Source organism: Streptomyces coelicoflavus (assembly GCF_045041415.1).
Lineage (GTDB): Bacteria > Actinomycetota > Actinomycetes > Streptomycetales > Streptomycetaceae > Streptomyces > Streptomyces coelicoflavus.
Genome location: NZ_CP108218.1, coordinates 5,816,981 through 5,837,649, shown reverse-complemented (window position 1 = coordinate 5,837,649; position 20,669 = coordinate 5,816,981). Strand labels below are relative to the sequence as shown.

At 70.9% G+C, this 20,669-nt stretch carries 21 protein-coding genes; 12 read left to right on the top strand and 9 right to left on the bottom strand.

Going from position 1 to position 20,669, the window contains the following annotated elements:
• Positions 1–42 precede the first annotated feature (42 nt).
• The 4 genes from OHA99_RS25975 to OHA99_RS25960 form a co-directional block, all read right to left on the bottom strand.
• Positions 43–618 (bottom strand): TerD family protein, encoded by a 576-nt coding sequence (locus tag OHA99_RS25975; RefSeq protein ID WP_153180058.1) that lies wholly within the window; start codon positions 616–618, stop codon positions 43–45.
• 95 nt (positions 619–713) lie between these two features.
• Positions 714–1,289 (bottom strand): calcium homeostasis/redox stress adaptation protein, encoded by a 576-nt coding sequence (locus OHA99_RS25970; RefSeq protein ID WP_003976436.1) that lies wholly within the window; start codon positions 1,287–1,289, stop codon positions 714–716.
• A 165-nt stretch (positions 1,290–1,454) separates the two neighbouring features.
• Positions 1,455–1,913 (bottom strand): peroxiredoxin, encoded by a 459-nt coding sequence (locus tag OHA99_RS25965; RefSeq protein ID WP_054100613.1) that lies wholly within the window; start codon positions 1,911–1,913, stop codon positions 1,455–1,457.
• Positions 1,914–2,044: 131 nt separating this feature from the next.
• Positions 2,045–2,482, bottom strand: coding sequence for a DUF3052 domain-containing protein (locus OHA99_RS25960; RefSeq protein ID WP_007449195.1), 438 nt, complete (start codon positions 2,480–2,482; stop codon positions 2,045–2,047).
• 409 nt (positions 2,483–2,891) lie between these two features.
• Between OHA99_RS25960 and aceE the strand changes: the two genes are divergently transcribed.
• Positions 2,892–5,648 (top strand): pyruvate dehydrogenase (acetyl-transferring), homodimeric type, encoded by a 2,757-nt coding sequence (gene aceE, locus OHA99_RS25955; RefSeq protein WP_405698071.1) that lies wholly within the window; start codon positions 2,892–2,894, stop codon positions 5,646–5,648.
• 493 nt (positions 5,649–6,141) lie between these two features.
• On the opposite strand, the gene OHA99_RS25950 is transcribed toward aceE, so the two are convergent.
• Positions 6,142–7,752 carry an MFS transporter gene (locus OHA99_RS25950; protein WP_366471964.1) on the bottom strand — a complete coding sequence of 537 codons (1,611 nt, stop codon included), beginning with the start codon at positions 7,750–7,752 and terminating at the stop codon, positions 6,142–6,144.
• Between the two features lie 115 nt (positions 7,753–7,867).
• On the opposite strand from OHA99_RS25950, the gene OHA99_RS25945 reads away from it, so the two are divergent.
• From OHA99_RS25945 to OHA99_RS25935, 3 genes are all read left to right on the top strand, one after another.
• Positions 7,868–8,551: a TetR family transcriptional regulator gene (locus OHA99_RS25945; RefSeq protein ID WP_153180054.1), complete on the top strand. Its 684-nt coding sequence runs from the start codon at positions 7,868–7,870 to the stop codon at positions 8,549–8,551.
• Positions 8,552–8,605: 54 nt separating this feature from the next.
• Positions 8,606–9,826, top strand: a complete 1,221-nt coding sequence (locus OHA99_RS25940; protein ID WP_153180053.1) for an alpha/beta hydrolase family protein — start codon at positions 8,606–8,608, stop codon at positions 9,824–9,826.
• A gap of 66 nt (positions 9,827–9,892) precedes the next feature.
• Positions 9,893–10,786 carry a DUF4429 domain-containing protein gene (locus OHA99_RS25935; protein ID WP_153180052.1) on the top strand — a complete coding sequence of 298 codons (894 nt, stop codon included), beginning with the start codon at positions 9,893–9,895 and terminating at the stop codon, positions 10,784–10,786.
• A gap of 22 nt (positions 10,787–10,808) precedes the next feature.
• Here the strand turns inward: OHA99_RS25935 and OHA99_RS25930 are convergent, their stop codons facing one another.
• Positions 10,809–11,825, bottom strand: a complete 1,017-nt coding sequence (locus OHA99_RS25930) for an aldo/keto reductase (protein ID WP_405698068.1) — start codon at positions 11,823–11,825, stop codon at positions 10,809–10,811.
• Entirely contained in the window at positions 11,822–12,319 is a 498-nt protein-coding gene (locus OHA99_RS25925; RefSeq protein ID WP_164384914.1) for a MerR family transcriptional regulator, read from the bottom strand. Before OHA99_RS25925 ends, OHA99_RS25930 begins: the two co-directional genes overlap by 4 nt.
• 108 nt (positions 12,320–12,427) lie before the next feature.
• Here OHA99_RS25925 and OHA99_RS25920 point away from each other — a divergent pair, with 108 nt between their 5' ends.
• The 3 genes from OHA99_RS25920 to OHA99_RS25910 are packed head-to-tail and all read left to right on the top strand — an operon-like array spanning position 12,428 to position 14,169.
• Positions 12,428–12,913, top strand: a complete 486-nt coding sequence (locus OHA99_RS25920; protein WP_165686151.1) for a GNAT family N-acetyltransferase — start codon at positions 12,428–12,430, stop codon at positions 12,911–12,913.
• Between the two features lie 19 nt (positions 12,914–12,932).
• Positions 12,933–13,754: a serine hydrolase gene (locus tag OHA99_RS25915; protein WP_153180048.1), complete on the top strand. Its 822-nt coding sequence runs from the start codon at positions 12,933–12,935 to the stop codon at positions 13,752–13,754.
• A gap of 1 nt (position 13,755) precedes the next feature.
• Complete coding sequence (locus OHA99_RS25910) at positions 13,756–14,169, top strand: hypothetical protein (protein WP_405698065.1); 414 nt, start codon at positions 13,756–13,758, stop codon at positions 14,167–14,169.
• Positions 14,170–14,187: 18 nt separating this feature from the next.
• Here the strand turns inward: OHA99_RS25910 and OHA99_RS25905 are convergent, their stop codons facing one another.
• Positions 14,188–14,850, bottom strand: a complete 663-nt coding sequence (locus OHA99_RS25905; RefSeq protein WP_405699005.1) for a pirin family protein — start codon at positions 14,848–14,850, stop codon at positions 14,188–14,190.
• Positions 14,851–14,958: 108 nt separating this feature from the next.
• Here OHA99_RS25905 and fasR point away from each other — a divergent pair, with 108 nt between their 5' ends.
• From fasR to OHA99_RS25880, 5 genes are all read left to right on the top strand, one after another.
• Positions 14,959–16,164 (top strand): fatty acid biosynthesis transcriptional regulator FasR, encoded by a 1,206-nt coding sequence (fasR, locus tag OHA99_RS25900; protein WP_007449226.1) that lies wholly within the window; start codon positions 14,959–14,961, stop codon positions 16,162–16,164.
• 89 nt (positions 16,165–16,253) lie between these two features.
• Positions 16,254–17,180, top strand: a complete 927-nt coding sequence (locus OHA99_RS25895) for an ACP S-malonyltransferase (protein WP_153180046.1) — start codon at positions 16,254–16,256, stop codon at positions 17,178–17,180.
• Positions 17,181–17,196: 16 nt separating this feature from the next.
• On the top strand, positions 17,197–18,228 hold the full coding sequence (locus OHA99_RS25890) for a ketoacyl-ACP synthase III (RefSeq protein ID WP_153180045.1): 1,032 nt from the start codon (positions 17,197–17,199) through the stop codon (positions 18,226–18,228).
• Positions 18,229–18,330: 102 nt separating this feature from the next.
• A complete protein-coding gene (locus tag OHA99_RS25885) occupies positions 18,331–18,579 on the top strand; it encodes an acyl carrier protein (protein ID WP_007449219.1) in 249 nt (82 codons plus the stop codon).
• A 109-nt stretch (positions 18,580–18,688) separates the two neighbouring features.
• A complete protein-coding gene (locus OHA99_RS25880) occupies positions 18,689–19,978 on the top strand; it encodes a beta-ketoacyl-[acyl-carrier-protein] synthase family protein (RefSeq protein ID WP_366471960.1) in 1,290 nt (429 codons plus the stop codon).
• Between the two features lie 97 nt (positions 19,979–20,075).
• On the opposite strand, the gene OHA99_RS25875 is transcribed toward OHA99_RS25880, so the two are convergent.
• On the bottom strand, positions 20,076–20,570 hold the full coding sequence (locus OHA99_RS25875) for a DUF3145 domain-containing protein (RefSeq protein WP_061444967.1): 495 nt from the start codon (positions 20,568–20,570) through the stop codon (positions 20,076–20,078).
• Between the last annotated feature and the right edge of the window lie 99 nt (positions 20,571–20,669).

The following is a 20,669-nucleotide window of genomic DNA, read 5'->3' as shown; positions in this document are numbered from 1 at the left end:
CCAATCGTGTGTGTACGGGGCTCCCCCGCGCCGTACTCGGCTTTACGAAACGTTGACTCCGAAGTCTAGAGCGATACCGCGAAGCCCCGACGCGTACCCCTGCCCCACTGCACGGAACTTCCACTCGCCCTGGTAGCGGTAGAGCTCGCCGAAGATCATCGCGGTCTCCGTGGAGGCGTCCTCGCTGAGGTCGTAGCGGGCCAGTTCCTGGCCGTCGGCCTGGTTGACGACCCGGATGAAGGCGTTGCTGACCTGGCCGAAGGCCTGGCCGCGCTCGTCGGCCATGTGGATGGAGACCGGGAAGACGATCTTGTCGCAGTGCGCCGGCACCTTGGCGAGGTCGACCAGCAGCGACTCGTCGTCGCCGTCGCCCTCACCGGTGAGGTTGTCGCCGGTGTGCTCGATCGAGCCGTCCGGGCTCTTGAGCTGGTTGTAGAAGACGAACCACTCGTCGCCGAGCACCCGGCCGCTGCCGCACACGAGTGCGCTCGCGTCGAGGTCGAAGGGTGCTCCGGTGGTGGAACGCGCGTCCCAGCCGAGCCCGACCAGTACCTGTGTGAGGTTCGGTGCGGCCTTGGACAGGGAGACGTTGCCGCCCTTGGCAAGCGTGACGCCCATGGTGATGGTCCCTCCCCGGGTGATGGTTCTCGGGTTTCCTGCGCGTCCGGCGCCGCACGTAAACCGTGCGGCGCCGGACGTGTCGAGACGGTCGCTCAGACGTTGACGCCGAAGTCCTGGGCGATGCCGCGCAGGCCCGAGGCGTAGCCCTGGCCGATGGCGCGGAACTTCCACTCCGCACCGTGGCGGTACAGCTCGCCGAAGACCATGGCGGTCTCCGTGGAGGCGTCCTCGCTCAGGTCGTAGCGGGCGATCTCGGCCTCGCCGGCCTGGTTGACGACGCGGATGAACGCGTTGCGCACCTGGCCGAAGGACTGCTGGCGGTTCTCGGCGTCGTAGATCGAGACCGGGAAGACGATCTTCTCGATGTCGGCCGGGACCGTGGCGAGGTTGATCTTGATCTGCTCGTCGTCGCCCTCGCCCTCACCGGTGATGTTGTCGCCGGTGTGCTCGACCGATCCGTCCGGGCTCTTCAGGTTGTTGAAGAAGATGAAGTGCGCGTCGCTGGCGACCTTGCCGCCGCTGTTCAGCAGCAGCGCGCTGGCGTCCAGGTCGAAGTCGGTGCCGGTCGTGGTGCGGATGTCCCACCCCAGACCGACGATGACCGCGGTCAGGCCGGGGGCCTCCTTGGTCAGCGATACGTTGCCGCCCTTGCTGAGGCTGACTCCCACGAGTCCTCCATTGGTGTCCAGGGGCGGGGTGCCCCGTAGTGCGTGGATATCGGATCAACGAGTCGATCCTAGTGACGGGTTCCCGCCCCCCGCAGTCCCCGGAGCCGACGAATCACGTGGTGTCGGCACCCGGGGCCGGTACCCGGCGTCGGCGGCGGGCGCCGGTCACAGGGAGTCGAGCGCCTTCACGTACTCGGTCAGGTCGCGGGCGTCCGGCAGACCGTTGACCACGGTCCAGCGCACGACGCCCTCCTGGTCGATGACGAAGGTGCCGCGGACCGCGCAGCCCTTGTCCTCGTCGAAGACGCCGTAGGCGCGCGAGACGTTGCCGTGCGGCCAGAAGTCGGAGAGCAGCGGGTACTCCAGGCCCTCCTGCTCGGCGAAGACGCGCAGGGTGTGGATGGAGTCGTTGGACACGGCGAGCACCTGGGTGTCCCGGTCGGAGAACTGCGGCAGGTTGTCGCGCACCTCGCACAGCTCGCCCGTGCACACACCGGTGAAGGCGAAGGGGTAGAAGAGCAGCACGACGTTCTTGCGGCCGCGGAACTCGGACAGCCGGACGGTCGCGCCGTGGTTGTCCTTGAGTTCGAAGTCGGGGGCCTTGTCGCCGACCTGGATCGCCATGTCCCGTACATCCCTTCCTAGGGTGGTTCGCTGGAAACACCCTACGCAGGGACGGTCGCGGTCCCGCGGACGGGCCGACAGCGGTCGGCTGCCGGCCAGTCCGGGGTCCGGTGCGTCGCGGAGCCCGGGGGCTACCGCTTGGACTTGGCGGCCTTCGGCGTCGCCAGCCGGCTGCCGCTCCAGTCCTTGCCGACGCTGACGCTCTTGGACGCCGTCAGTCCGGCGGTCGTCGAGGCCTCCGAGATGTCACTGGCCTCGACGTACCCGTCACGGCCGGTCTTCGGCGTGAGAAGGAGGATCGACCCGCCCTCTTCGATGTACGTGGTGGCATCCACCAGCGCATCCGTCAGGTCGCCGTCGTCGTCACGGAACCACAGCACGACGGCATCGGCCACGTCCTCGTAGTCCTCGTCCACCAGCTCGCCCTCGACGGCGCCCTCAATGGCCTCGCGGAGCTCCTGGTCGACGTCGTCGTCGTAGCCGATCTCCTGGACCACCTGCCCGGGCTGGAAACCCAGCCTGGCGGCAGGGTTCGTCCGCTCCTCCGCGTGGTCCGCGGTCGCGCTCACGGGTTGCCTCCTGATCATGTTTCGGTAGATGTCTTGTGGCCTCGCGCGTGCGCGAAGCTTGGCCGTAGTCCACACGGGCGGGACGGATCGCGCAAGTACCCGGCGTCCGGGACCGCCGAAACGGTGACGATCCCGGCCGTGTCGACGCAACTCCAGCCATGCCGTCCAGCCCGAAGGTGACGTACACCACACCTATCTGCCCCGTTTGCGTATTTGGGAACCATGTGTGGGTACGAGACTCGAATGAACGTGCCCCCGATTCTCGCGGGAGAACCGGTTACCCCACGGTACAGATGACGATTGCCTCCGCGAGGTCCACGATGGGGAACCAGCGGGGGAATCGGCGCAGACACCCGGAAAGAAACCGAAAAACCACCGGAAAACGGCCCTCCGACAGCGAAGGAACAGCGTGGCTTCCGCATCCGATCGCAGTGATCGCAATCCGATCATCATTGGCGGCCTCCCGAGTCAGGTCCCCGACTTCGATCCCGAGGAGACCCAGGAGTGGCTCGACTCGCTCGACGCCGCCGTCGACGAGCGCGGCCGGGAGCGGGCCCGGTTCCTGATGCTGCGGCTGATCGAGCGGGCCCGCGAGAAGCGCGTGGCCGTGCCCGAGATGCGCAGCACGGACTACGTCAACACCATCCCGACCAAGAGCGAGCCGTTCTTCCCCGGCAACGAGGAGATCGAACGCAAGATCCTCAACGCCACCCGCTGGAACGCGGCGGTGATGGTCTCGCGCGCGCAGCGGCCCGGCATCGGCGTCGGCGGCCACATCGCGACCTTCGCCTCCTCCGCCTCCCTGTACGACGTGGGCTTCAACCACTTCTTCCGGGGCAAGGACGAGGGCGACGGCGGCGACCAGGTCTTCTTCCAGGGGCACGCCTCGCCCGGCATCTACGCGCGCGCGTACCTGCTCGACCGGCTGAGCGAGGAGCACCTGGACGGCTTCCGCCAGGAGAAGTCCAAGGCGCCGAACGCGCTGTCGTCGTACCCGCATCCGCGGTCGATGCCGGACTTCTGGGAGTTCCCGACGGTCTCCATGGGCCTCGGTCCGATCGGCGCCATCTTCCAGGCGCGGATGAACCGTTACATGCACGCGCGCGGCATCGCGGACACCTCGAAGTCGCACGTGTGGGCCTACCTCGGCGACGGCGAGATGGACGAGCCGGAGTCGCTGGGCCAGCTGTCCATCGCCGCGCGCGAGGGGCTGGACAACCTGACCTTCGTGGTCAACTGCAACCTCCAGCGCCTGGACGGCCCGGTGCGCGGCAACGGCAAGATCATCCAGGAGCTGGAGTCGGTCTTCCGCGGCGCCGGCTGGAACGTGATCAAGCTGATCTGGGACCGCACCTGGGACCCGCTGCTGGCCCAGGACCGCGACGGTGTGCTGGTCAACCGCATGAACACGACCCCGGACGGCCAGTTCCAGACGTACGCCACCGAGTCCGGTGCCTACATCCGCGACCACTTCTTCGGCGACGACCACCGGCTGCGCAAGATGGTCGAGGACATGACCGACCAGCAGATCCTGCACCTGGGGCGCGGCGGCCACGACCACCGGAAGATCTACGCGGCGTACAAGGCGGCGCTGGAGCACAAGGGCCAGCCGACGGTCATCCTGGCCAAGACGATCAAGGGCTGGACGCTGGGCCCGAACTTCGAGGGCCGCAACGCCACGCACCAGATGAAGAAGCTGACGGTCGACGACCTCAAGCGCTTCCGCGACCGGCTGCACCTGCCGATCTCCGACAAGGAGCTGGAGTCCGGCCCGCCGCCGTACTACCACCCGGGCCGGGACACCGAGGAGATGCAGTACATGCACGACCGGCGCCTGGGCTGCGGCGGGTACGTGCCGACCCGGGTGGTGCGGTCGAAGCCGCTCGCGCTGCCGGACGACAAGACGTACGCGACCGTGAAGAAGGGGTCCGGTCAGCAATCCATCGCGACGACGATGGCCTTTGTGCGCCTGCTCAAGGACCTCATGCGGGACAAGGAGATCGGCAGGCGGTTCGTGCTGATCGCGCCGGACGAGTACCGCACCTTCGGCATGGACTCGTTCTTCCCGAGTGCGAAGATCTACAACCCGCTCGGGCAGCAGTACGAGTCCGTGGACCGGGACCTGCTGCTCGCCTACAAGGAGGCGCCGAACGGGCAGATGCTGCACGACGGCATCTCGGAAGCCGGCTGCACGGCCTCGCTGATCGCGGCCGGATCGGCGTACGCCACGCACGGCGAACCGCTCATCCCGGTCTACGTCTTCTACTCGATGTTCGGTTTCCAGCGCACCGGCGACCAGTTCTGGCAGATGGGCGACCAGTTGGCGCGCGGTTTCGTCCTGGGCGCGACCGCGGGCCGTACGACCCTGACCGGTGAGGGCCTCCAGCACGCGGACGGCCACTCGCAGCTGCTCGCCTCGACCAACCCGGCGTGCGTGGCGTACGACCCCGCCTTCGGGTTCGAGATCGCGCACATCGTCCAGGACGGCCTGCGCCGCATGTACGGCGGGGACGAGCAGCACCCGCACGGCGAGGACGTCTTCTACTACCTCACCGTCTACAACGAGCCCATCCGGCACCCGGCAGAGCCCGAGAACGTGGACGTCGAGGGCATCCTCAAGGGCGTGTACCGCTTCAGCGAGGGCACCGGCGGTGCCATCCCCGCGCAGATCATGGCGTCCGGCGTCGCCGTGCCGTGGGCCGTGGAGGCGCAGCGGATCCTCGCCGAGGAGTGGAACGTGCGCGCCGACGTCTGGTCGGCGACCTCCTGGAACGAGCTGCGGCGCGAGGCCGTGGACTGCGAGGAGCACAACCTGCTGCACCCCGAGGAGGAGCAGCAGGTGCCGTACGTGACGCGGAAGCTGGCGGGCGCGCAGGGGCCGTTCGTGGCGGTGTCCGACTGGATGCGGTCGGTGCCGGACCAGATCGCGCGGTGGGTGCCGGGGACGTACCAGTCGCTGGGCGCCGACGGGTTCGGCTTCGCCGACACGCGCGGGGCGGCGCGGCGGTTCTTCCACATCGACGCCGAGTCGATCGTGGTGGGCGTGCTGAGCGAGCTGGCGCGGGAGGGGAAGGTCGACCGGTCGGTGCTGAAGCAGGCGATCGACCGGTACCGGCTGCTCGACGTGGCCGCGGCGGACCCGGGGGCGGCCGGCGGGGACGCGTAGTTCTCGTCACCCTCGCGCCCCGTACCGCCTCCCCGGAGCCGGGGTGGCACATGGCTCACCCCCGTCCCTAACGGGCGGGGGTGAGAACATCCGGGCGAAGGGTGACGCCGTGCCCGGGCACGGTTCCCGGCGCCGAGAGGCCGGTGACCGCGCGGACGGCTCCGGCGATCGCGAGCGTCGCGCGATCCTGCCCGGTCCATGACCACGTCCGGCCATGTGAGCGGGGGCACCTGCGCGATCCTTGTTCGAAGCTCGCCGTCAACGCCCTGAACTCCTTGTGGAGTTCGAGTACCCCCGTGCGGAGTGTCATGCCTGCTTCGCCTGTGCTGCCTGCGCGCCGCCCCCCTCCGGCAGCGCGCCGCAGCCGCACGCCCTCCGTGCCCTGCGGAGGACATGACCCACTGTGACCTGCGAGGTCTGGTGGAGGGGAGGGTTCGCGGCCCCCGTCACCCTGATGGACGAAACAGGGGGCCGACGAACTCCGCGGGCCGGATCAGATGTGGCCGACGCCCGCGCCCGCGTCCGCGTTCTCACCGCGCTTGGTGAGGAAGGCGACGAAGACGGCCACGACCGCGACCCCGGCGGCGACGAGCGAGGCGAGGCTCATGCCGGAGATGAAGGTGTCGTGGGCGACGTCCGCGATCTTTCCGGCGACCTCGGCCGGGGTGCCCTCCGCCACCGGCGGGACGCCGACCCGGACCGCCTCGGAGGCCTGGTCCGCCTGCTCCGGCGTCAGCTCGGGCAGTCCCGCGTCCGCCCAGTTGCCCGGCAGGTCGCTGTCGACCTTGGAGGCCATCACGGCGCCCAGCACGGCCGTGCCGAGGCTGCCGCCGATCTGCATCGCGGCCTGCTGGAGGCCGCCGGCCACGCCCGAGAGCTCCATCGGCGCGTTGCCGACGATGACCTCGGTGGCGCCGACCATGACGGGCGCGAGGCCGAGGCCGAGCAGGGCGAACCAGACCGACATCAGACCGCTGCCGGTGTCCGTCTCCAGCGTCGAGATGCCGAACATGGCGACCGCGGTGCACACCATGCCGCCGGCCAGCGGGATGCGCGGGCCGACCTTGGTGATCATCGCGCCGGCCAGCGGAGAGGCGACGATCATCATGCCGGTGAGCGGCAGCAGGTGCAGACCGGCGTCGATCGGGCTCATGCCGTGGACGTTCTGCAGGTAGAAGGTGACGAAGAACAGACCGCCCATGAAGGCGATGGCCATCAGGACCATCAGGACCACACCGGCCGACAGCGGCACCGAGCGGAACATCGCCAGCGGGATCAGCGGCTCCTTGACCTTGGTCTCCCAGACGGAGAACAGGACGAAGCCCACCATCGACCCGACGATGTACGTCCAGGTCTGCCCGGAGCCCCAGCCCCACTCGGGGGCCTTGATCAGCGCCCAGACGAGGGCGAACATCGAGGCCGACAGCAGCACGATGCCGAGGACGTCGAAGGAGCGCGGCGCGTTCTCGGCCCGGTGGTCCAGCAGGATCATCACGCCGAGCACGACGGCGACGATGCCCACCGGCACGTTGATGAAGAACACGGACTGCCAGTTGACGTGCTCGACCAGCACGCCGCCGAGGATCGGGCCGCCCGCGGTGGAGGCGCCGATGACCATGCCCCAGATGCCGATGGCCATGTTGAGCTTCTCGGCCGGGAAGGTGGCCCGCAGCAGGCCGAGCGCGGCCGGCATCAGCAGCGCGCCGAACAGGCCCTGGAGGACGCGGAAGACGATGACCGAGGCGATGCTGCCCGACAGCCCGATGGCACCGGAGGAGACGGCGAAGCCCGCCACGCCGATGAGAAAGGTCTGCCGGTGACCGAAGCGGTCACCGAGCTTGCCCGCGGTGATCAGCGCGACCGCAAGGGCGAGGAAGTAGGCGTTGGTGATCCACTGGACGTCCGCGAGGCTCGCGTCCAGGTCGTCCTGGATGGCCGGGTTGGCGATCGCCACGATGGTGCCGTCCAGGGCCACCATCATGACCCCGACCGCGACGGTGACGAGAGTGACCCACGGATGGCCCCGCCATCCCTTGGCGGGCGCTGAACCCGCCGGGGTGCCGTCACCCGGTCCCGGCTTGTCGATGGTGGTCTGACTAGTCATACCGATGAGGCTAATGACAGCCGCTGACAGTTGACAAACCAATTCACGAGTCAGTAACTGACAAGACATCCCCCATTCAGCCCGAACTGGGGAAACCGTACGAAGGAGACGACTTGTGAAGGTGGCCGGCACGTCGGCACCGCCGGAGACCGCACCCGCGGCCTCCCGCCCCGGCCTGCGCGAACTCAAGAAACAGCGCACCCGGGACCTGCTGCTGCGCTCGGCCCTCGAACTGTTCACCGCACGCGGTTACGAGGAGACGACCGTCGACGACATCGCCGAGGCCGCCGACGTCTCGCAGCGCACCTTCTTCCGCTACTTCGCCTCCAAGGAGGACGCGGCGTTCTTCGTGTCCCGGCTCGCGGAGTCCCGCTTCGTCGACGCCGTACTCGCGCGGCCGCCCGAGGAAGCGCCCCTGGACGCGCTGCGCATGGCCCTGGCCGAGAGCTGGAACACCATCGGCGAGGCCGTGGAGCAGCTGATCCCGCTGGAACTGCACATGCGCTTCTACCGGGTGATCGAGTCGACGCCCGCGCTGCTCGCCGCCCATCTGCGGCGCGCGACGGAGCTGGAGGAGGAGATCGCCCGCGTCGTCGCCGCCCGCGAGGGCCTGGACATCGACCGGGACCCCCGGCCCCGCGTGGTCGTGGCCGTCTTCGGCGCCGTGATGAGGGTCACCGAGCGGATCTGGTCGGCGCGCGACGAGGTCGGCCTGGCGGCCCTGCGGGACCTGACGACCACTTACCTGGACCAGGTGGCACCCGCGCTCACCGGGAACTGGCGCCGCACCGAAACGTGATCCGTGTCACTGGATTCACGCGAGACCGGCCCGTTCTCCTAGTGTGTCCTCCCAGTGACTTCCTTCGACACCTCCCCGCAGCTGAACGTCTGGCGCGTACTGCTCGCCCTGGCCGTGGTGTTCGTGATGCTGGCGACCACCGGCTGGACCGCCCTGCGCGACCGGCGGGGCCCCACCGCCCTCGAAGCGTCGGTCTCGGCCTGGGAACACGGCCGGATCGACGGACGGCGGCTGCCCGACGCGCAGGCGTCGCCCGCCCGGCTGGCCCGCTTCTTCGCCTCGCTCAGCGCATGGCAGCGCACCAGCCTGGCCCACCGGTATCCGCTGGCCGTCGGCAACATGAACGGCGCCCCCGTCCAGCTGCGCTACGTCGCCAACCGTTCCGCACTGCACAAGGCGCGGTCGGTGGAGCGGGAGCGCATGCACGACAAGCACCTGTCCCCGGCCGGGCAGCGCGAGGCGGGCCGGCGGATGTACAACTACGAGTCGCTGCTCGACCCGGGCCGGCACATCCTCGCCTTCGATCCGGCGGGCTCGGGCAGGGTCGCCGAGGTGTTCGGGAACCTGAACCGCGCCGACCGCGTGTCCGTGGTCGTGCCCGGCGTCGACACCGAACTGGTCACCTTCCAGCGCACCGACCGCAAGAAGTACGCGGCGCCCGTCGGCATGGCCAGGTCCCTGTACGCGGCCGAGCGGGCGGCGAGCCCCGGCACCGGCACGGCCGTGATCGCCTGGGCCGACTACACCTCCCCCAGCGGCCTCGGCATGGAGGCGGCCACGGCGAACCGCGCCGCACACGGGGCCGTACGCCTGAACGCCCTGCTGCGCGCGCTGCCCGGCAAGACGCCCGTCTCCCTCTTCTGCCACAGCTACGGCTCGGTGGTGTGCGGCCTCGCCGCCGACACGCTGCCCGGCCGGGTGACCGACATAGCGGTGGCCGGCAGTCCCGGCATGCGCGCCGAGAACGCCTCCCACCTGGACACCTCCGCCCGCGTGTGGGCGATGCGGGACGCCGACGACTGGATCCAGAACGTGCCGTACCTGGAGGTCGGCGGGCTCGGGCACGGGGCCGACCCGGTGTCCGCCGACTTCGGGGCGCGGGTGCTGTCGGCTCGGGACGCCCGGGGACACAGCGGCTACTTCGTCCCCGGCACGGACAGCCTGCGGAACTTCGCGGGGATCGGCGTTGGCGCATACCGCACGGTCGCCTGCGCCGGCGAAGACGACACATGCCGGGCGGATTTGTCCGTGGCGACGGCGGCCGGACGCGCGTAGAGGCGCAGAAACTCCGGTTTGCACGGGGAGGGGACGAAGAGGCTCATGCCGCATACGATGAGCCGCATGGGTGACGTACTGGCCGGATTTCATGCCGCCTGGGAGTTCGAGTCCGACTCCGTGCTCATCCGCTACGAACGGGGGATTCGAACACCCAAGCTGTTCCAGGCCCTGGGGGAACGCCGGGTGCCCCTGGAGGCGATCGAGGGCGTGACGCTCACGCCGGGCAGGCGCGGCACCGTCGTGCTGCGCGTCCAGCCTCGCGCGGGCGCCGATCCGCTGATCGAGGCGGCGGCCGGACAGCTGAAGGAGAGCGGCGACCCCTACCGGCTGGTGCTGCCCGCCGAACGGGAGACGCTCGCGGAGTACTACGCCGACGAGCTGACGGCGCTGCTGACCGGGTCCGGCAGGACCGAGCGCTACCTGGTGGCCCCGCCCGAGGCGCCGCTGCACTTCAAGGCGTACGACGGGAAGGCGTCCTTCGACGGGAAGGCGGTGTCCTTCCGGTGGTCCTGGACGGGCGCGTCCTCGGCGAAGTGGAAGGCCGGCGACCAGAGCTTCCCGGTCGCCGGCCTCGGCGGGGTGGAGTGGCGGTCCCCCGAGATGTTCGAGGGATACCTGCGGCTGCTGCCCCGCGACGCCGACGCGGTGGCCGGTACGGCCGCCCCGACAGCCCCGGCCGCACCACCCGTCCCCCAGGCCGACCAGGATCCGGCGGCGGTCGTGTTCGGCCTCGGGTACGGGCCGGTGCACGAGTCACTGCCGTTCGCGGCGGCCGTGCTGGCGGCGGTGCGGGAGCGGGGAGCCGTGGCGCCCGTTCCCGTTCCGGTGCCGGCGCCGCGTCGTGACCCGGCGGACATCGCCGAGCGGATACGGCATCTGGGGGAGCTGCATCAGCAGGGGCTGGTGACGGACGAGGAGTTCTCCTCGAAGAAGGCGGAGTTGCTGGCGGAGCTTTAGCGTCCGTCCTCGGGGCGCCTGTCTACTCCCGTCCGGCAGACGTGAACGTCATGTCCGCGTAGCGGTCGCCCGCGACCTTTTCCGCGATCGGTTCCAGTGCGGACAGCTCGGTCTCCGTCAGGACGATCCCCGTCGCCCCCGTGTTCTCCTCCACCCGCGTCGGCTTCCGCGTGCCCGGGATGGGGACGACCGGGAGGTCGTGGATCCGGGCGCGCTGCTGGACCCAGGCCAGGGCGATCTGGCCGAGGGTGGCGCCGTGGGCCTCGGCGAGGGCGCGGACCGGGGCGAGGAGGGCCGCGTTGGCCGCCGCGTTGCCGCCGGTGAAGCGGGGCTGCTGACGGCGGAAGTCGCCGTCGGTCAGGTCCTGTTCGGCGTTGGCGAAGGAGCCGGTGAGGAAGCCCCGGCCGAGCGGGGAGTACGGGACGAGGGTCACGCCCAGTTCGCGGGCGGCCGGTACCACGCCCGCCTCGATGTCCCGGCTGAACAGCGACCACTCCGACTGGACGGCGGCGATGGGGTGCACCGTCTGCGCGGCCCGCAGCTCGTCCCCCGTCACCTCGCTCAGCCCGAGCTGCTTGACCTTGCCCTCGCGGACCAGGTCGGCCATGACGCCGACGGTCTCCTCGATCGGCACGTTCACGTCGCGCCGGTGCATGTAGTAGAGGTCGATCACGTCGAGGTCCAGACGGCGCAGGCTCGCCTCGACGGCCTCGCGGATGTACGGCGCGTCGTTGCGGATGATCCGCCTGGTCGGGTCGTCCGGCGGGATGGACAGGGCGAACTTGGTCGCGACGACGACCTCGTCGCGGTGGGCCTTGAAGAAGGGCGAGAGGAACCGCTCGTTCTCGCCCGCGCCGTAGGCGTCGGCGGTGTCGTAGAGCGTGACGCCCAGCTCCAGCGCCCGTTCCAGGGTGGCCCGGGACGCCTCGGCGTCCGAGGGTCCGTATCCGAAGCTCATGCCCATGCAGCCGAGGCCCTGGACGCCCACCTCCGGGCCGCCCGCGCCGAGCCGGGCCGTCGGGATCCTGCTGTCGGTCATCGGTCCCCCTCCTCTTCACGGGCACGTCCCGCGTCCCCGTAGAAACTGATCTTGCGGTCGAGTACGGCGACGGTGTCCTGAAGTTCGGCGATCCGCGTCAGCACGTCGCGCCGGGTGGATTCCAGCAGTTCCCGCCGGTCGAGGTAGGTGCTCTCGCCCTCGCGCACCATCTCCGCGTACCGCACCATGTCGGCGACGGGCATGCCGGTCATCCGCAGCTTGCCGACGAAGTCGAGCCAGTCCAGGTCGCTGTTGCTGTAGCGGCGCTGCCCGGTGTGCGAGCGGTCGATGTGGGACATCAGGCCGATCCGCTCGTACCAGCGCAGCGTGTGGGCCGTCAGGCCGGTGAAGGCGACCACCTCGCTGATCGTGTAGCGGTCCTGCCCGTCGGGGCGCGGGTGGCGCCGGGGCGGGGCGGAGCAGATGTCGGTTCCCGTGGCGTTGCCGGTGGCGTTCGGACCGAGGGTCCCCGCCGTGGTCTGCATCACCGTCATGGCCTCAACGCTATGACCTTGGAGTGCACTCCAGGCAAGCGACGCCGGCCTAAACCGCCGCCGGAAATCCGCAGGACACACGACCCGGCAGGTCACTAGCGTGCGGGCATGAGTCTCGTACGCCGTGCCGTGGCCGGGGACGCGGAGGAAGTGCTCCGCCTCCGGCAGGTGATGATCGCTTCCGTCAGTCCCGACGCTTCCACCGACTGGCAGGCGGAATCGCTGCCCGGCCTGCGGTCGAGACTGGCCGACCCGGACGGAAACTTCGCGGCGTTCGTGGTCGACCACCCGGACCGGCCGGACCACCCTGACCGGCCGGACGCGCTGGCGGCGCTGGTGGCGGGGACGCTGGAGTACCGGATCGGCGGTCCGAACAGGCCGGGCGGTCTGCTCGGGTACGTCTTCAGCGTCGCCACCGACCCGGACGCCCGGCGCCGCGGGTACGCGCGGGCGTGCATGGACGCGCTGCTGGAGTGGTTCCGCGAGCGCGGCGTGGGGCACGTCATGCTGACGGCCTCCCCCGACGCCGAGCCCCTCTACGCGTCGATGGGCTTCACGCGCGACGCGACCCCCTCGATGCGGCTGTACCTCTGAGCCGCTTAGGCTCGGTGCCATGTCCTTGAAGAGCCTCGCGTCGATCGAGAACTGGCCGGTCCCCACCGCCGCGGCGGGCGCCGTACGCGCCGACGGCACGATCCTCGGCACCCACGGGCCGACCACGCACCGCTTCCCGCTCGCCTCGGTCACCAAGCCGCTCGCGGCGTACGCGGCGCTCGTGGCGTACGAGGAGGGCGCGATCGAGCTGGACGAGCCCGCCGGGCCGCCCGGGGCGACGGTCCGCCACCTGCTCGCGCACACCTCGGGCCTGGCCTTCGACGAACACCGGACGACCTCCGCGCCCGGGGAGCGCCGGCTGTACTCCAACGCCGGTTTCGAGCAGCTCGGCGACCACATCGCGAAGGCGGCGGACATGCCGTTCGCCGAGTACGCGCGGCAGGCGGTCCTGGAGCCGCTGGGCATGACGTCCACCGCCCTCGACGGCTCCCCCGCGAAGGACGGCGTCTCGACCGTCGAGGACCTGCTCCGCTTCGCCGCCGAGGTGCAGGCGCCGCGCCTGCTGGACCCCCGCACGGTCGCCGAGGCGATGACCGTCCAGTACCCGGGCACCAAGGGCGTCCTGCCGGGCTACGGCCACCAGAACCCCAACGACTGGGGCCTCGGCTTCGAGATCCGCAACACCAAGTCCCCCCACTGGACGGGCTCCACCTCGTCCCCCCGCACCTTCGGCCACTTCGGCCAGTCCGGCACCTTCCTGTGGCTCGACCCGGAAGCGGGCCTCGCCTGCGTGGCCCTCACCGACCGCGCCTTCGGCCCCTGGGCGGTGGAGGCGTGGCCGCCGTTCACGGACGGGGTGCTGGCGGAGGTACGGGGCTGAGGTGGCCTACTCCCTGGGCCTGTACGCGTTCTCCGAGGGCGAGTTGTCCGCGTTCGACACGGACCTGGTCCGGACGGTCCTCTCGCCCGTCGCAGCCGTGCAGGAGGGGGTGACCGACGACGGGGCGACGGAGTACTGGATCCGCGCCGCCGACGGCAGCGAGGCCGAGGTGAGCGTCTTGGGCGGCCACATCGGTGTGACACGTCCACAGGCCGGTGACGTGTGGCAGATCATCATCGAACTGGCTGACCGCCTCCGGGCGGCGGTCCTCCTCCCCGACGGCACGCTCCTGTGCCGGGAGGAGATGCGCGGCCACCTCCCCGAGGGCATGCGGAACGATGCCGTTCTCGTTCCGGAGATCACCCTCGCGGCCTTCGAGAAGGCGGCAGGCCCGTTCACGCACCCCCTGACGTGACGCGCGGCCCCTCCCCCGTCAGCGGGCCGCCATCTCCCACACCAGCAGCTCCGCGCCGGACGCCGCCCCCGCCACCGCTTCCAGCGCCTCGGCGTCCGTGACGCGCGCCGCGTCGCCCGCGCCCAGCGCCTCCCCGCCCAGCGTCACCTCGCCCCGCACCACGTGCACGTACACGTACGCCCCGTCCGGTACCGCCGTCCGCTCCCCCGGTGACAGGCGGCGTACGTGGAGCAGCGCGCCGGCCTCCGGGACGGCGTACGGGGTGGAGTCGGCGATGCCCCGGACGGTCTCGTAGGCGGGGTCGCCGCCGGGGTCGAGCGGGGCCAGCCACATCTGGACGAAGGTGAGGGGGACCGGCGCGTCGTTGCGCTCGACGTGGCGGACGCCGCCCGCGGCGCTGAGGCGTTGCACGTCCCCGGCGCGGACCACCGTCTCGTGGCCCGTGCTGTCGCGGTGGGTCAGCTCGCCCGACACGACCCAGGTGACGATCTCGGTGTGGCTGTGCGAGTGTTCGTCGAAGCCGGCGCCGGGGGCGAGGTGCTCCTCGTTGCAGGCCAGCAGCGCCCCGAAGCGCAGGTTGTCGGGGTCGTAGTGGGGGCCGAAGGAGAAGGCGTGGCGGGAGGTGATCCCGGCGGCCGGATCACCGCCCGGATAGCGCTCGTCGGCGCGGCGTACGTCCATCACGTCGTTCACCGTAGCCCCGGCGCGGCGCGGTCCGGAGCGCGGCCGTGCCGTGCAGTACCGCCCCGGCGGCACACCCCACCGGCCCGATAAGGCAGTCTTGTCCCCGTGCCCGAACCCGAAACCGGTAAGCCCGACGCCCCCGCCCAGCCCCCTCACCCGCACACCGCGACGCTGAAGCGGCTGGAGCAGTCCTCCGGATCGCTCGCCGCGCAGGCCATCGCGCGCATGGACGAGACGCTGCCGTGGTACCGGGCCATGCCACCGGAGAACCGTTCCTGGATCGGGCTGGTCGCCCAGGCCGGCATCGCCGCGTTCACCGAGTGGTTCCGGCGGCCGGACGCGCCCCAGGCCATCTCCACCGACGTCTTCGGCACCGCGCCGCGCGAGCTGACCCGGGCGATCACGCTGCGGCAGACCGTGGAGATGGTGCGGACCACCATCGAGGTGATGGAGTCCGCGATCGACGAGGTCGCCGCGCCCGGCGACGAGTCCGTGCTGCGCGAGGCGCTGCTCGTGTACGCCCGGGAGATCGCCTTCGCGACCGCCCAGGTGTACGCCCAGGCCGCCGAGGCACGCGGTGCCTGGGACGCGCGCCTCGAGTCGCTGGTGGTGAACGCCGTGCTCAGCGGCGAGGCCGACGAGGGGGCCGTGTCGCGGGCGGCCGCGCTGGGGTGGAACTCGCCCGAGCACGTCTGTGTCGTCCTCGGCACCGCTCCCGACGGGGACTCCGAGCTGACCGTGGAGGCGATCCGGCGGGCGGCCCGGCACGCCAAGCTCCAGGTGCTGACCGGGGTGCTCGGGGACCGTCTTGTCGTGATCGCCGGGGGCCGCAACGATCCGCTGGCGGTGGCGAAGTCGCTGATCGGACCGTTCGCGCAGGGGCCGGTCGTCGCCGGTCCCGTGGTGTCTGACCTGCTGGCCGCGACCCGGTCCGCGCAGGCCGCCGCGGCCGGACTGAAGGCGTGCACCGCCTGGCAGGACGCGCCGCGCCCGGTGCTCGCCGACGATCTGCTCCCGGAGCGCGCGATCGCCTCCGACCCCTCGGCCCGTGAGCAGTTGGTGGAGGAGATCTACAGACCGTTGCAGGAGGCGGGGGCGGCGCTCCTGGAGACGCTCAGCGTCTATCTCGAACAGGCGAGCAGTCTGGAGGGGGCGGCCCGGATGCTCTTCGTTCACCCGAACACCGTGCGCTACCGGCTCCGACGTGTGACTGACGTCACCGGATGGTCACCCTCTGATGTACGGTCTGCGTTCACACTGCGGATCGCGCTCATCCTGGGGCGTCTGGCCGACGGAGATCCGCAGTTCTAAGATTTTGTGCAGGGTCCACAAAACCCGCTCCCGTTCTTCGTCCCTGTCCCCACGGGCGGTCGTGGCCGTCCTCAAGAGAGAGTGTGAGAGTGCTCGTACTCGTCGCTCCCGGCCAGGGCGCCCAGACGCCCGGCTTCCTGACTGACTGGCTCGCCCTCCCCGGTGCCGCTGACCGCGTCGCCGCGTGGTCGGACGCCATCGGACTCGATCTCGCCCACTTCGGCACCAAGGCCGACGCGGACGAGATCCGAGACACGTCCGTCGCCCAGCCGCTGCTGGTCGCCGCCGGAATCCTCTCCGCCGCGGCACTCGGTGACATTGCCGAGATCGCGCCCGGCGCGGTCGCGGGTCACAGCGTCGGCGAGATCACCGCCGCCGTCTTCGCGGGCGTCCTCGACGACACCGCCGCGCTGTCCCTCGTACGCCGTCGGGGTCTGGCCATGGCCGAGGCCGCCGCGGTCACCGAGACCGGCATGTCGGCGCTGCTCGGCGGCGACCCGGAGGTGAGCGTCGCGCACCTGGAGAGGCTCGGCCTGACCCCGGCGAACGTGAACGGCGCCGGTCAGATCGTGGCCGCCGGCACCATGGCGCAGCTGGCCGCGCTGAGCGAGGACAAGCCCGAGGGCGTGCGCAAGGTCGTCCCGCTGAAGGTGGCCGGCGCGTTCCACACGCACCACATGGCGCCCGCGGTGGACAAGCTCGCCGAGGCCGCGAAGACGCTGACGCCGGCCGACCCGAAGGTGACGTACGTCTCCAACAAGGACGGGCAGGCCGTCGCCTCCGGTGCCGAGGTGCTGGAGCGGCTGGTCGGTCAGGTCGCCAACCCGGTCCGCTGGGACCGGTGCATGGAGACGTTCAAGGAGCTCGGCGTCACCGCGCTGATCGAGGTGTGCCCGGGCGGCACGCTGACCGGGCTGGCCAAGCGGGCGCTGCCCGGCGTGAAGACGCTGGCCCTGAAGTCCCCCGCCGACCTCGACGCGGCCCGCGAGCTCGTCGCCGAGCACACCCAGGCCTGACAAGGAGCGCGAGAGCATGTCGAAGATCAAGCCCAGCAAGGGCGCCCCGTACGCGCGCATCCTCGGCGTCGGCGGATACCGCCCGACCCGGGTGGTGCCGAACGAGGTGATCCTCGAGACGATCGACTCGTCCGACGAGTGGATCCGCTCGCGCTCCGGCATCGAGACCCGGCACTGGGCCGGCCCCGAGGAGACGGTCGCCGCGATGTCCGTGGAGGCGTCCGGCAAGGCGCTAGCGGACGCGGGGATCGACGCCTCCCGGGTCGGCGCGGTGGTCGTTTCGACCGTGTCGCACTTCGCCCAGACCCCGGCCATCGCCACCGAGATCGCCGACCGGCTCGGCACCGACAAGGCCGCGGCCTTCGACATCTCGGCGGGCTGCGCGGGCTTCGGCTACGGGCTGACGCTGGCCAAGGGCATGGTCGTTGAAGGTTCCGCAGAGTACGTGCTGGTCATCGGCGTGGAGCGGCTGTCCGACCTGACCGACCTGGAGGACCGGGCCACCGCCTTCCTGTTCGGCGACGGCGCGGGCGCGGTCGTGGTCGGCCCCTCCCAGGAGCCGGCGATCGGCCCGACGGTCTGGGGCTCGGAAGGCGACAAGGCCGAGACGATCAAGCAGACGGTCTCCTGGGACCGTTTCAGGATCGGCGACGTCTCCGAGCTGCCCCTCGACCGCGAGGGCAACGTCAAGTTCCCCGCGATCACGCAGGAGGGCCAGGCGGTCTTCCGCTGGGCCGTGTTCGAGATGGCGAAGGTCGCGCAGCAGGCGCTGGACGCGGCCGGGATCAGCCCGGACGACCTGGACGTCTTCATCCCGCACCAGGCCAACGTGCGGATCATCGACTCGATGGTGAAGACGCTGAAGCTGCCGGAGCACGTCACGGTCGCCCGTGACATCCGCACCACCGGAAACACCTCGGCCGCCTCGATTCCGCTCGCGATGGAGCGGCTCCTGGCGACGGGTGACGCGAAGAGCGGCGACACCGCGCTCGTCATCGGCTTCGGGGCGGGTCTCGTCTACGCCGCGACGGTCGTTACCCTCCCCTAGGCACTCCGTGCCGGATCACGCGGTCCGGAACGGAGAGCAGCAACACCCGCCGCGACGCGGCGGGCCGCCACACCCTCTGGACAACAAAGAAGGAGCGCCATCATGGCCGCCACTCAGGAAGAGATCGTCGCCGGTCTCGCGGACATCGTGAACGAGATCGCCGGCATCCCGGTTGAGGACGTCCAGCTGGACAAGTCCTTCACCGACGACCTGGACGTCGACTCGCTGTCCATGGTCGAGGTCGTCGTCGCCGCCGAAGAGCGCTTCGACGTCAAGATCCCGGACGAGGACGTCAAGAACCTCAAGACGGTCGGCGACGCGACGAAGTACATCCTCGACCACCAGGCCTGATCCACCGATACTCGGGCATACCCCGGGTATCTGGCAGATCCGGGCAGACTGCCCCGCCACCCGGCGGTGGCGCCGTACGAATCCGTATCCCGTTGGAGAAAGAATTCCCGTGAGCTCGACCAATCGCACCGTGGTCGTCACCGGTATCGGCGCAACCACACCGCTGGGTGGCGACGCAGCCTCGACCTGGGAGGGCCTGGTCGCCGGCCGGTCCGGCGTCAAGCCCCTGGAGCAGGAGTGGGCCGCCGACCAGGCGGTCCGCATCGCCGCGCCCGTGGCCGTGGACCCCTCCGAGGTCATCCCGCGGCCGCAGGCCCGCCGCCTGGACCGCTCGGCGCAGTTCGCGCTGATCGCGGCGCAGGAGGCCTGGAAGGACGCCGGTTACGCCGGCAAGGCGGGCGAGAGCCCCGCCGAGGAGGGGGTGGCCCACGTCGACCCCGACCGGCTCGGTGCGGTCATCGCCTCCGGCATCGGCGGCGTGACGACCCTCCTCGACCAGTACGACGTGCTGAAGGAGAAGGGCGTCCGCCGCGTCTCCCCGCACACCGTCCCCATGCTCATGCCGAACGGCCCCTCGGCCAACGTGGGCCTGGCCGTGGGCGCCCGTGCGGGCGTGCACACGCCGGTGTCCGCCTGCGCGTCGGGCGCCGAGGCCATCGGCTACGCCATCGAGATGATCCGCACCGGCCGTGCCGACGTCGTCGTCGCGGGCGGCACGGAGGCGGCGATCCACCCGCTGCCCATCGCCGCGTTCGGCAACATGATGGCGATGTCCAAGAACAACGACGACCCGCAGGGTGCCTCGCGCCCCTTCGACACGGGCCGCGACGGCTTCGTCCTCGGTGAGGGCGCCGGCGTCCTCGTCCTGGAGTCCGCCGAGCACGCCGCCGCGCGCGGCGCCCGGGTCTACGCGGAGGCGGTCGGCCAGGGCATCTCCGCCGACAGCCACGACATCGTGCAGCCGGAGCCGGAGGGCCGCGGCATCTCCGCCGCCCTCCAGAACCTGCTGGACCGCAACGACCTGGACCCGGCCGAGATCGTGCACGTCAACGCGCACGCCACCTCGACGCCGGCCGGTGACATCGCCGAGCTGAAGGCGCTGCGCAAGGTCCTCGGCGACGACGTCGACCACATGGCGGTCTCCGGCACCAAGTCGATGACCGGTCACCTCCTCGGTGGCGCGGGCGGCGTGGAGTCCGTGGCGACCGTGCTCGCCCTGTACCACCGGGTGGCGCCGCCGACGATCAACGTCGAGAACATCGACCCGGAGGCCGAGGCCAACGCGGACATCGTCCGCGGCGAGGCCCGCAAGCTGCCGGTCGAGGGCCGGATCGCCGCGCTGAACGACTCGTTCGGCTTCGGCGGGCACAACGTGGTCCTCGCGTTCCGGTCGGTCTGACGGACGCCCCCGCGCGCATGAGGAAGGCCCCCCACCGGCCGGTGGGGGGCCTTCCTCATGCCCGAAATACCCGAACGGCGTCGGTGGTCACACCACGTCAGACCACCTGGTGCAGCCAGCGGACCGGGGCGCCCTCGCCCGCGTGGCGGAAGGGCTCCAGTTCGTCGTCCCAGGGCTTGCCGAGGAGCTTGGCGACGTCCGACTCGAGGTCGGTCTCGCCGCGCTGGGAGCGGACCAGGGCGGCGCGCAGCCGGTCCTCGGGGATCATGATGTCCCCGTGGATGCCGGTGACGGCGTGGAAGATGCCGAGGTCGGGAGTGCAGCTGTAGCGCTCGCCCTCGACGCCCGCGGAGGGTTCCGCGGTGACCTCGAAGCGCAGCAGCTGCCAGCCGCGCAGTGCCGAGGCGAGCTTGGAGGCGATGCCGGCCTGGCCCTGCCAGGAGAACTCCGAGCGCCAGGTGCCGGGCGCGGCGGGCTGCCGGATCCAGTCCAGGCCGACGCGCGTGCCGAGCACGCCGGCGATGGCCCACTCGACGTGCGGGCACAGCGCGCGCGGCGCGGAGTGCACGTACAGGACTCCACGTGTCGTCACCGGAACCTCCGGGCTGAGCGGGACATCTCGGAACGGGGTGGAACGGCCGCGACCGGGCGGGCCACGTTCATGGCGAGGCTACCGTGCGGCGGGGCAAGG

Excerpts from the sequence above, each read along its gene's own strand:
- OHA99_RS25975 (WP_153180058.1), bottom strand. The coding sequence starts at position 618 with ATGGGCGTCACGCTTGCCAAGGGCGGCAACGTCTCCCTGTCCAAGGCC.
- OHA99_RS25965 (WP_054100613.1), bottom strand. The coding sequence starts at position 1,913 with ATGGCGATCCAGGTCGGCGACAAGGCCCCCGACTTCGAACTCAAGGAC.
- OHA99_RS25950 (WP_366471964.1), bottom strand. The coding sequence starts at position 7,752 with ATGACTAGTCAGACCACCATCGACAAGCCGGGACCGGGTGACGGCACC.
- OHA99_RS25935 (WP_153180052.1), top strand. The coding sequence starts at position 9,893 with ATGGGTGACGTACTGGCCGGATTTCATGCCGCCTGGGAGTTCGAGTCC.
- OHA99_RS25930 (WP_405698068.1), bottom strand. The coding sequence starts at position 11,825 with ATGACCGACAGCAGGATCCCGACGGCCCGGCTCGGCGCGGGCGGCCCG.
- OHA99_RS25925 (WP_164384914.1), bottom strand. The coding sequence starts at position 12,319 with ATGACGGTGATGCAGACCACGGCGGGGACCCTCGGTCCGAACGCCACC.
- OHA99_RS25920 (WP_165686151.1), top strand. The coding sequence starts at position 12,428 with ATGAGTCTCGTACGCCGTGCCGTGGCCGGGGACGCGGAGGAAGTGCTC.
- OHA99_RS25915 (WP_153180048.1), top strand. The coding sequence starts at position 12,933 with ATGTCCTTGAAGAGCCTCGCGTCGATCGAGAACTGGCCGGTCCCCACC.
- OHA99_RS25905 (WP_405699005.1), bottom strand. The coding sequence starts at position 14,850 with ATGGACGTACGCCGCGCCGACGAGCGCTATCCGGGCGGTGATCCGGCC.
- OHA99_RS25890 (WP_153180045.1), top strand. The coding sequence starts at position 17,197 with ATGTCGAAGATCAAGCCCAGCAAGGGCGCCCCGTACGCGCGCATCCTC.
- OHA99_RS25885 (WP_007449219.1), top strand. The coding sequence starts at position 18,331 with ATGGCCGCCACTCAGGAAGAGATCGTCGCCGGTCTCGCGGACATCGTG.